Origin of the sequence: Pantoea sp. JGM49 (genome assembly GCF_018257655.1) — a bacterium.
GTDB classification, from domain to species: domain Bacteria; phylum Pseudomonadota; class Gammaproteobacteria; order Enterobacterales; family Enterobacteriaceae; genus Pantoea; species Pantoea communis.
Map to the genome: position 1 here is coordinate 23,306 of NZ_JAERJM010000021.1, position 11,039 is coordinate 34,344.

The 11,039-nt window shown below is 46.3% G+C and carries 11 protein-coding genes; 5 read left to right on the forward strand and 6 right to left on the reverse strand.

All coding sequences use genetic code 11. The features are described from left to right. Positions 1-16 precede the first annotated feature (16 nt). From JK231_RS23865 to JK231_RS23885, 5 genes are all read left to right on the forward strand, one after another. Positions 17-1,333 (forward strand): HipA domain-containing protein, encoded by a 1,317-nt coding sequence (locus JK231_RS23865; RefSeq protein WP_097116670.1) that lies wholly within the window; start codon positions 17-19, stop codon positions 1,331-1,333. Beyond that, the gene (locus JK231_RS23870) at positions 1,330-1,665 is read left to right on the forward strand and encodes a helix-turn-helix domain-containing protein (protein ID WP_160832719.1); all 336 of its coding nucleotides are present in this window, start codon (positions 1,330-1,332) and stop codon (positions 1,663-1,665) included. Before JK231_RS23865 ends, JK231_RS23870 begins: the two co-directional genes overlap by 4 nt. Then, entirely contained in the window at positions 1,652-2,128 is a 477-nt protein-coding gene (locus JK231_RS23875) for a YbaK/prolyl-tRNA synthetase associated domain-containing protein (protein WP_160832718.1), read from the forward strand. Before JK231_RS23870 ends, JK231_RS23875 begins: the two co-directional genes overlap by 14 nt. A gap of 65 nt (positions 2,129-2,193) precedes the next feature. Then, entirely contained in the window at positions 2,194-2,991 is a 798-nt protein-coding gene (locus JK231_RS23880) for an ABC transporter substrate-binding protein (protein ID WP_160832717.1), read from the forward strand. Between the two features lie 170 nt (positions 2,992-3,161). After that, positions 3,162-4,277 carry a succinylglutamate desuccinylase/aspartoacylase family protein gene (locus JK231_RS23885; RefSeq protein WP_211729775.1) on the forward strand — a complete coding sequence of 372 codons (1,116 nt, stop codon included), beginning with the start codon at positions 3,162-3,164 and terminating at the stop codon, positions 4,275-4,277. 35 nt (positions 4,278-4,312) lie between these two features. Here JK231_RS23885 and gndA read toward each other — a convergent pair whose 3' ends face one another. The 6 genes from gndA to JK231_RS23915 all read right to left on the reverse strand — a co-directional run. Beyond that, on the reverse strand, positions 4,313-5,722 hold the full coding sequence (gene gndA, locus JK231_RS23890) for an NADP-dependent phosphogluconate dehydrogenase (RefSeq protein WP_211729776.1): 1,410 nt from the start codon (positions 5,720-5,722) through the stop codon (positions 4,313-4,315). A 128-nt stretch (positions 5,723-5,850) separates the two neighbouring features. Further along, complete coding sequence (locus JK231_RS23895) at positions 5,851-6,972, reverse strand: glycosyltransferase family 4 protein (protein WP_249221818.1); 1,122 nt, start codon at positions 6,970-6,972, stop codon at positions 5,851-5,853. Then, complete coding sequence (locus JK231_RS23900; RefSeq protein ID WP_211729777.1) at positions 6,969-8,132, reverse strand: glycosyltransferase family 1 protein; 1,164 nt, start codon at positions 8,130-8,132, stop codon at positions 6,969-6,971. The genes JK231_RS23895 and JK231_RS23900 overlap by 4 nt, the downstream gene beginning before the upstream one ends. Further along, positions 8,108-9,010 carry a GDP-mannose 4,6-dehydratase gene (locus tag JK231_RS23905; protein ID WP_211729778.1) on the reverse strand — a complete coding sequence of 301 codons (903 nt, stop codon included), beginning with the start codon at positions 9,008-9,010 and terminating at the stop codon, positions 8,108-8,110. Before JK231_RS23905 ends, JK231_RS23900 begins: the two co-directional genes overlap by 25 nt. A gap of 1 nt (position 9,011) precedes the next feature. After that, the gene (gene gmd / locus JK231_RS23910; RefSeq protein ID WP_211729779.1) at positions 9,012-10,046 is read right to left on the reverse strand and encodes a GDP-mannose 4,6-dehydratase; all 1,035 of its coding nucleotides are present in this window, start codon (positions 10,044-10,046) and stop codon (positions 9,012-9,014) included. Between the two features lie 27 nt (positions 10,047-10,073). Next, on the reverse strand, positions 10,074-11,039 hold a 966-nt coding region (locus JK231_RS23915), incomplete at its 5' end, for a glycosyltransferase family 1 protein (RefSeq protein ID WP_211729780.1).

The following is an 11,039-nucleotide window of genomic DNA, read 5'->3' on the forward strand; positions in this document are numbered from 1 at the left end:
CTCAATGGAGGTTAGCATGCTTATTCTACAGCTCTACCTTGATGGAAACTGGCACGACGTTGGCGAGCTTAATGTTAAAGATCCCTCTAAAGGTCGTGAAAGCGCAGCACTTCTTGCGTATGACTTCAACTATGCAGCTGAACAGCTCGATCGAAACGATATCGCTAGCTGTAGTTTGAATTATCCCGTAATGCTGATAGGCAGCCACTTTGCGCAGCCTTGGTTTGGTTTCCTGGATGATATTGTCCCAGCGGGAGCAAGCCGACGTTATTGGATTCAGCATCTTGGTTTACAGGGTAAATCTTCAGCTGAGCAAGATTATGCGCTATTGAAATCCGGCACAATTGCGCCAGTTGGAAATTTACGCATCAAAGATTCCCTACCCCAACTTCCTGAAAATAGCCAACTCAAGACTCGCCGCTTTCCTGCCGAATGGGCGATTGAGAGAGACAGTGATTTTCTTGAATATGCGCAACAGATGGGGGCCGCCAGCGGCGGGGCAACAGGTGCGGGAGGGGAAGCGCCAAAACTGCTGCTACGACGGAATACAAACAGCGAAGTGTGGATTGATACCTGGCAGGATGATCATCTGAACCGGGATACCCCTTATCTGGTTAAGTATCCGCGTGGTACACGAAGCCCAATCGACTGCGATATCCTGCGCGCAGAATATCATTTCTACCATGAGTTACAGGCTATGGGTGTCGAGACGATTGATACGCAGGAGATGTTGCTATGTGAAGGTGAACGTTACCCCTCTCTTTGGCTACCACGCTTTGATATTGCGTTTGTTGAAAACAGAAAAGTCATATACGGGCTTGAGTCCATCTATTCGCTAATGAAAAAACCACCGGGCAGTTATCTCAATCATTTTGAGGTCATTCGCTGCCTGGTTGAGCGATTAGCCTTGACGGGTGCAGATCGCGAAAAATTGGTCAGTGAATGGGTCAAACGTGACATGCTCAATGTTGCATTTGGTAATTCAGATAATCATGGGCGTAATAGTGCCATTCTAAAGAAACCATCAGGCATGTGGCTTGCACCGGTGTATGACTTCGCACCAATGAAAGCCGATCCAGAGGGCGTGGTGCGAACGACTCAATGGGGTTCACCTTACGAAGAAGGTGGCCATTACAATTGGCAGTTGATTGCTCAACAGCTCAACGAGTTTATCCCTGAAGCCTCATTACTCAATTCGTTGCGTGAGTTAACCTGCAAGCTCGCTGGGTTAAAATCCCGCCTTGCCGCTCGGGGTGTACCACAGTCAATTCTGGAAATGCCAGGCATTGGTTTTAACTATCTCGAAGAACGTATCGCGGGGTGGCAAATATGAAGAAATCGATGACGCCTTTTGAGCGAGAAGTGATGCTGCTAGGCCTTCTTCAGCAATTTATTGAGGAGAAGTTAACTCATGGCCAACTCTTAATGCAGCTTCGTAAAAAGGTGCTGGGGTTTTCACAGGAACGCTATGCCAGCTTAGCGGGCATCAGTCGTCGCACGTTATCTGACATTGAGCTGGACAAAGAAAGTATTACGCTGACTACGTTGAATCGCGTATTTAAACCTCTGGGATTGAAACTGGGCTTGCTGCCACGCCAAAAACATATGATGCAGGAATTACTCAGCAATCTTACTCAACAGGGAGCCCCTGATGACCACTCATGAAAAACTGATCGTCCTGCTCGACCAGCACAACGCCCGTTATCGCGTGATGGAACATCCCGCGACTGGAAAATGTGAAGCTGTTGCTGAGATTCGCGGGACGGAAGTGGGACAAGGCGCCAAAGCATTGGTGTGCCATGTCAAAGGTAACGGTATCAAACAGCATGTGCTGGCGGTTCTGCCGGCTGATCAACAGGCGGATTTGAGCAAAGTGGCCGAAGCGGTTGGCGGTCGTCGTGCTTCGTTAGCCTCTCCGGCTGAAGTGGATGCGTTAACCGGCTGCGTGTTTGGTGCTATTCCACCTTTCAGCTTCCATCCTGATCTACAACTGGTCGTCGACCCGCTGCTGTTTGAACGCTACGACGAAATCGCCTTTAACGCGGGTCTGCTGGAAAAATCAGTGGTACTGAGTGTGGCGGATTATCGCACCATGCATAATGGTAACGTCATGAAAATAATCTGCTAATTGCCATGGCGGACAGTGATCGGTACTCTGCGTTATTCCACATCACGAAAAAGAAGACCGAAATTATGGCAAGTTCTCGTTTTACTGCCCGCCTGCGTCAGACGCTGGCGCTGGCTGTGCTGGCAGGTTGCGCATTTGGCGCACAGGCAAAGATTGAACAAGTACGCTTCGCTGTTGATCCAACCTACCCTCCTTTCGAATCCAAAACCCCGCAGGGCAAACTGGTGGGTTTTGATATCGACCTGGGCAACGCACTGTGTGAGCAGATGCAAACCAAATGCGTGTGGGTTGAGAGCCAGTTCGACGGCATGATTCCAGCGCTGAAAGCTCGCAAGTTTGATGCCATCCTGTCGGATATGGGTATTACTGAAGAGCGTCTGAAACAGATCGACTTCACCGTGCCGCTCTATGATACGCACACCCAATTAATTGCACGCAAAGGCTCTGGCCTGCTGCCAACGGCTGAATCGCTGAAAGGCAAAACGGTTGGTGTTGAGCAGGGAACCGTGCAGGAGCGCTATGCACTGGCAAAATGGCAGCCACACGGCGTGAACGTGGTGCCTTATGGCGATCAGGCACAGGTTGAAAGTGATTTGATCTCTGGCCGTCTGGATGTGGTATTTACCGATGCAGCACAGGCAGCTAACGGCTTCCTGAAACATCCGCAAGGCAAAGATTTCGAGCTGGCTGGCCCGATTGTGGAAGACCCGATTATCGGTCCAGGTACAGCGATTGGACTGCGTAAAGGTGATGAAGAGCTGAAAACAGCCCTTGATAACGCCTTTGCTGAAATCAAGAAAAACGGCACTTTTGACAAGATCCAGAAGAAGTACTTCGCCACCGATATCTCGATCCAGCATTAATCAATGCAGGGGCGGTCTTCAGGCCGCCCTGTTCGCGCGGCTAACATGAGCAAGCGCAAATTTAGCGGCTTCATACCCGCTCATTTTCACAGCAGCACTATAATTCCAGTCAATAAAATTAATCAGGCACGACGTTCAGCGTGCCGTAGATACAGGACATCGACCGCGCCATGCAACAACAACATCATCCCTTGTTAAGTGCTTCCCTCGGTACACAGCGCGAAATCGTCAGCTTTCATTTCGGTACCGATTCCCAGCAGCGCGTCTACATTCAGGCGGCACTGCACGGTGATGAACTGCCGGGTATGGCGGTGGCGTGGTATCTGAAACACAAGCTGCTGGCACTGGAATCGGCCGGGCAGCTCAAATCCAAAATTACGCTGGTGCCGGTGGCAAATCCGCTGGCTATGGGGCAACACTGGCACGGCAGCCATTTGGGCCGATTCCATACGCTTTCAGGTCAGGATTTCAATCGCCGTTTCCCGGCGTTAGGCGATACCCTGGCTGAAGAGTTGGCCGGTTCGTTGACGCAAAGCGAGTATGAAAACAAGCGGCTGATCCGTGATGCCATTGATCGCCATTATCGCGATCGCATTGCTAAAACCGAACTGGATGCGCAGCGCTTCACGTTGATGCGAATGGCCAGCCAGGCCGATTTGATGATTGACTTGCACTGTGACTGGGATGCATTGCCACATCTCTACACCACGCCGCACGCATGGCAGGACATTGAGCCTTTAGCGCGTTGGTTAGGTAGCGAAGTACAGCTGCTGGCGCAGATTTCAGGCGGCGAGCCGTTTGATGAAGCCTGCTGCGAGCCATGGCTGACGCTGGCTGAACGGTTTGGTAGTGAGTATCCGATGCCACGGGGTTTGTTGCCGGTAACGCTGGAATTACGAGGTGTGGCGGATGTGTCGCCAGAACAGGCGGAGAAGGATGCGGATGCGATTATTAATGCCTTGATTGAGGGTGGCTACATTGCGGGTGACGTGGGTGAGTCCCCTGCTCTGATCAACCCTGCAACGCCGCTGGCGGGTTGTGAGTATATCCATGCGCCGCATTCTGGGCTGTTGTTGAATCGCCGTGAGTTGGGCGAGTGGATTAAGCCGGGGGAAGTAGTGGCAGAGATTGTGGACCCGATTACCGACCAGGTGACGCCGCTAGTGGCAGAGTTTGGTGGGGTGCTGTATGCAAGGAACCTGATGAAGTTTGCTACGGCGGGGATGCTGGTGGTGCGGTTGGCGGGGGAAAATGCGGGTAGAGAGGGAGAGTTGCTGGTGGGGTAAAAAATTGAGGCTTCCCGAAGGAAGCCTCTCTGCTATTAGTCCAGCCACTCAGTGTGGAAAACACCGTCTTTATCAATGCGCTTGTAAGTATGCGCACCGAAGTAGTCACGCTGAGCCTGAATCAGGTTAGCTGGCAGAACTTCTGAACGATAGCTGTCGTAATAGGCGATGGCTGCCGAGAAGGTCGGAGTCGGGATGCCGTTCTGAATCGCGTAAGAAACAACATCACGCAGCGCCTGCTGGTATTCGTCAGCAATGTTTTTGAAGTATGGATCCAGCAACAAGTTTGCGATATCCGCGTTGCTTGCGTACGCATCAGTGATCTTCTGCAAGAACTGAGCACGGATGATGCAGCCAGCACGGAAGATCTTGGCGATTTCACCGTAGTGCAGGTCCCAGTTGTTCTCTTCTGAAGCAGCGCGTAACTGAGAGAAGCCCTGAGCGTATGAAACGATTTTGCCCAGATACAGTGCGCGACGTACTTTCTCAACAAACTCCGCTTTGTCACCGGTGAAAGCTTTAGCCTGCGGACCGCTCAGTACTTTAGAAGCTGCAACACGCTGCGTCTTCAAGGAAGACAGGTAACGAGCGAATACTGATTCGGTGATCAGTGACAGTGGCTCGCCAAGGTCAAGAGAGCTCTGGCTGGTCCACTTACCGGTGCCCTTATTAGCTGCCTCATCAAGGATCACATCAACCAGATATTTACCGTCTTCATCTTTCTTGGTGAAGATATCTTTGGTGATGTCGATCAAGTAGCTGCTCAGCTCACCATTGTTCCAGTCAGTGAAAGTCTTAGCCAACTCTTCGTTGTTCAGACCCAATGCGCCTTTCAACAGCGCATAAGCTTCAGCGATCAGCTGCATGTCGCCATATTCAATGCCGTTATGAACCATCTTCACATAGTGACCAGCGCCGTTTGGACCGATGTAAGCAACACAAGCTTCACCGTCTTCAGCACGCGCAGCGATTTTGTCCAAAATTGGGGCAACCAACTCGTATGCTTCTTTCTGACCACCAGGCATGATGGAAGGACCTTTCAATGCACCCTCTTCACCGCCGGAAACGCCGGTACCGATGAAGTTGAAGCCTTGGTCTGACAGTTCTTTGTTGCGACGAATGGTATCTTTATAGAAGGTGTTACCGCCATCGATCAGAATGTCGCCTTTATCAAGATGCGGAGTCAGAGAAGCGATAGTTTTATCAGTCGCCTCACCAGCCTGCACCATCAGCAGAATACGGCGTGGTTTTTCCAGCGATTCAACGAACTCTTCAACGGTGTAAAAAGGAGCAAGTTTCTTGCCCTGGTTCTCCGCGATGACTTCATCAGTCTTCTCGCGAGAACGGTTGAAGATAGAAACAGTGTAACCGCGGCTCTCAATGTTAAGAGCCAGATTACGGCCCATCACTGCCATACCTACAACGCCGATCTGTTGCTTGGACATTACATACTCCTGTCTGAGGTCTCACATAGTGTTACTGGTAACACCATTCTATAAGTGACCGATATGTTAACTCAGGATTACCGATAAAGGGTAATGATTGGTGCGATACTTGAATTAAAGTTATTTCTTTAAAAATCAGATTGTAACAACGATTTATAGAGTTCCGTATAACTTTCAATCATCTTGTCGGCCGTGAAAAGCGCCTCAAAGCGCGCCAGCGCAGCGGCACCGTAAGTCATGGCCATGTCAGGATTTTGCCATATTTGATCCATTGCCTTTCTTAATGCCACAGGGTTGGACGGAGGGACGACTAATCCGGTGACACGATCAATATTGATAAAGGTTGTTCCGGTTCCAATCTCGCTTGAGATTAGCGGTTTTGAATAGAGTGCGCCCTCTAGCAAAGATATGCCGAACGCTTCGGAACGTAAATGTGACGGAAAAACCAGACAGGTACATAACTGCAGCAAGGCAGACTTTTCACTGTCCTCCAGCGCACCCAAGAAGTAGATATTGTCCACGCCAAGTTGCTGCGCTTGGGCTTTCAGCTCAGCCTCAATAGGACCTGCACCCACGACGACGATGGGATAAAGGCTATTTTTTGCCGCCTCGATTAAGATATGCAGGCCTTTGTAATAACGAAATGTTCCAATGAATAGGAAGAAGCCATCCGGAAATTTTGCATGCCATTTTTGCAAAACGGTAGGATCGTTATTTTGATAAAACTGCTTATCAAGACCGTAAGGAATAACCTCAACTTTCTCTTTAAACTGCTGTAATATCGGGCTGCTTTCAACATAGTTTGGGGATGCGGCAACAATCCGATCAACACTAGAAAGAAAACGATTCATTAATGGAGTATAGAGTTTCAGCAACACCTTCTGCTTAACGATATCAGAATGGTAACTCACTACTGATGGCTTTTTTATGCCTGCAGCGAAATGCATAAAGTCCATAAATGGATAGGGGAAATGGTAATGGATAATGTCTGCATCATGAGCAAGTTCCCTGAATTCCTGTATGGCTGAATAAGAGAATGGCGTTGAGGCAAACTCACATTGCGTTTTCACCCGATGAATTTGATGGTTATCCAATCTATCATTTTTCTTTTCAAATTCGGGGCTATGAGTAAAAACAACAGATTCAATACCAGATTTAAAACCACCTTCTGCGAGCTGATAAATAACCTGTTCTATACCGCCAAAAGTATCAGGGTAGTAGGTTTTATAACAGTGTAGAACTTTAATCATATGTATTTTGCGACCTGCTCATAAGCTTCAATGGTTTTATCCGCACACAGTGACCATGAAAATTGCCGGGCACGCGCCAATCCCGAATCAATCATACGATGCTTTTCATCAGCGCTTTCAATCATCATATGGATGTAGGTCGTCAAAGCATCAATGTCGCCAGGTTCATGCATTAATGCTGCATCTCCAGCCACTTCGGGAAGCGAGGTTGCATTTGAGCAAATTACAGGCGTTCCTGATGCCATTGCTTCAAGTACCGGTAAGCCGAATCCTTCATAAATTGAAGGGAATACAAAAGTCGTCGCAGCACTGAATAAACTTGGTAGATCCTTACCCGGAACAAAACCTAAATATTTTAACCACCCTTCTCTCTCACCCTTATCGAAAAGTCTAAAGAGTTGCTCATTTCCCCAACCTTTATAACCACTAATTACCAGCGGGAAAGCAGACTTTTCAGTAGCGGGCAACCGGTCATAAGCCTTTAATAACGTCAAAATATTTTTTCTTGGTTCAATAGTGCCCGTATAAAGAAAGAAACGTCGCCATTTCAGATTATATTTCTCAAGTACGTATTTGGTATCGGCTTCATCTCGGGGACGGAACTGAACATTGCAAGCAAGAGGGGCTACGGCAATTTTATTATCTTCGATACCAAAGAAATCTTTTAACTCATTCTTTGTGTAATAAGAATCAGTGATCAACATTGATGCGCGCGAAACAGTATTTCTTAACTCTTTTTGCATAAGATGAACACGACCAGCAGGATGAAACTGTGGCCAGTGGAATACCGAAAGATCATGAAAAGTGGCGACGCAGTGGTTCACACGAGGAGGCAAATAATAGTTCGGGCTATGAAATATGTGATTTTTATAATTTCTTAACGCCATCATTTTCATCAGCGGAAAAGTCAGGCGATATATATCGCTTACGATTTTACTTTTTTTTAAGTTGCGTTTGAGAGTTTGTACCGATTCAGCAGACTCACTCGCGACTGCAAGTGAGTCACGAGTCACTGTACCATGGAGAAATGTCAGTGCAACATTTTCTCTTTCCTGAATCTGTTTAGCAAGCTCAAACGCATAACGGCCAATACCGGTCAAAGGGTATTTAATACAGTCCGTAGAGTAAACGACGTTTATTGCTTTGCTTCCAGCATCCATTTCAGGGTATCTCTAAGAGGGATTTTAGACGTAGTCTCACCAACTATGCTACGAAGCAAAGTGATATCGCCACAAAGTTCTTTTATTTCATTAGGCCGAACAAAATCAGGATTAACTTCAATCTTAATATCATGGCCTGTTAATGATTCACAAAGATCAATAACTTCTCTTAAAGAGTGCATTTTACTTGAAGCAACATTGACAGTCTTACCAAATGAGCAGGAATGGAGTAACGCTGTATAAATTTTAACAACGTCTCGCACATCGGAAAAATCACGCCATACATCTATGTTGCCCAGTTCAATGACATCTTTTCTCTCACGAAAATGTTTGACGATTTTCGGAATCAGAAAATCTCCTGCCTGACCGGCACCAGTGTAATTGAATGGCCGGGTAATGATAACTGGCAATTTATCATAAAACAGACTGGTCATATACTCCATAGCAAGCTTGCTTACCGCATAGTCATTTGCAGGCCTGGCAGGAACCGACTCTGCTAATTTCCCCGGCGTGTTATTACCGTAGACATTAGCACTGCTGGCGATCAAAACTGCATCCGGCCTTTTTACTGATTCGCTAAGAGCCTGTAATAAGTTACGCGTACCACAAAGGTTCACATTATAGAATGCGTTGGGATCAGCATGACTAATAAAAGCTATCGCAGCAAGATGAACAATAACGTCTGGCTGAATACTGTCTATAGCATTTTTAACCTGTGCTGGATCGGTAAGATCAATCTGAAAATAACGTAAGGAATTTTGGGCGGGAGTTGAACCGAAACCATAAACTTCATATCCAGCAGCGGATAAATCCGCTGCCATATATTGGCCGGTAAAGCCCTTGATCCCAGTGATCAATGCTTTTTTGCCATTAGTCATATCAGAAGGAGAACCCTTGTTTATTGCGGCGTAAATCCTCTTCTACCATCATCGCGCACAACTCTTCGAGTGTGGTTTTTGGTTCCCAGCCCAGAATATTTTTCGCACGCTGTGGATTACCAATCAGTAATTCTACTTCAGCAGGACGATAGAACTTAGGATTGACCTTAACCACCACTTTATTAGTTGCGACATCGATTGCAACTTCCTGGTCATCTTTGCCTTCGAAGCGCAATTCAATGTCAGCCGCTTTGAACGCCATTGAAACGAAGTCACGGACTGTTTCAGTGCGATTGGTTGCGAGGACAAATGTATCTGGTTCATCAGCTTGCAGCATACGCCACATGCCTTCAACATATTCCTTAGCAAAGCCCCAGTCACGCTTGGCGTCCATGTTACCTAACTCGAGCACATCCAGCTTACCGAGCTTAATTTTGGCTACTGAATCTGTGATCTTACGGGTCACAAACTCCTGTCCACGCAGTGGTGATTCGTGGTTAAACAGAATCCCACTTGATGCGAAAATGTTGTAGCTCTCACGGTAGTTAATGGTCATCCAATGAGCATACAACTTTGCAACGCCATACGGGCTACGCGGATAGAAAGGTGTATCTTCTTTCTGCGGAATAGCCTGCACTTTACCAAACATCTCTGAAGTAGACGCCTGATAGAAGCGGATTTTAGGGTTAACGATGCGAATAGCTTCTAGCAGGTTTACCGGACCGATACCTGTAATTTCAGCAGTGGTCAATGGCTGGTCAAAAGAAACACCTACAAAGCTCTGAGCCGCAAGGTTGTAAACTTCGGTCGCTTTGCTTTCCTGAAGTAAACGTATGCTCGATGACAAATCTGTCAAATCATATTCGACCAGATGGAGGTTAGGGTTGTTTTTTAATCCTAACTCTTCAATTCGCCAGAAATTAACTGAGCTGGTACGACGGTAAGTGCCAAATACTTTGTAACCTTTTTCTAGCAATAACTCGGCTAAATAAGCGCCATCCTGACCAGTAATGCCTGTAATAACTGCCGTATTCATACTTACTCCTAATAACTATATCCAGTTTTATTTTACTAATGGAAGTTGTTGCAGTAATTGTACTGTACTTTCCTCCCATGTACACCAGTTAATATTCCTTGAATCAGGAATAGTGCCATTCCTTTCCATTTCCATCCAATCTTTAAGTGTTGAATAAACACAGTCAGGATCATTTCCGCTAAAATAAAATGCGTTGTCACCAGCAATCTCACGTAGCACAGGTATATCACGAGCGATGATTGGCAATTCTTGCTGAGCTGCCTCTATTATGGGTAATCCAAAACCCTCCGCATAGGACGCTACAATAAGCGCATTAGTCTCGGCATATAATTCTGAAAGAAAGTCGTCACCAATATTATTCAACCAATACAAATTCCGATCTTTTTGAATGTGATTTTCAATTCTTTCAATAAGATGATCTACTCCCCATCCCTTTTTTCCCACAATAACAAGATTACAAAATATACCATCATTCCATAATTTTTCAAAAGCAAGAAGAACCTGCTCATGTCCTTTACGGGGTTCAACAGTACTTACCATAAGAAAAGTAGGCTGTACTTTTAATTTTTCCAACAGTTCAATAGCATTATCTGGCCGGCAAATAGATGGTTTACTTGCAGAAATATCAGCACCTAAATGAAAATATTTCAATTCAAGATAAGGATTTCGAGCGATTGAATCTTTATGTTCATTTAAATAAGAGCCTACTTCTTGTGCGACACTATTTGATATACAAACGAGACCATCAGAATTTTCAGCAATCGATTTCAACCATACAGGAAACGCCGCACGAACATTCATATCTGTCCATTCAGGATGCAATAACGGAATTATGTCGTAAACCACATAGTAAACAAAAGCGCCACTCTTTCGAATTGTACTAATTTGATTATTTAAATATGGGAATAAATGTGCCGTCAAATCTAAACCAAGCAGTATATCATCTTTACTGAATAAAACAGGTTCATCACTACCGTAATCTATATCGTAGCT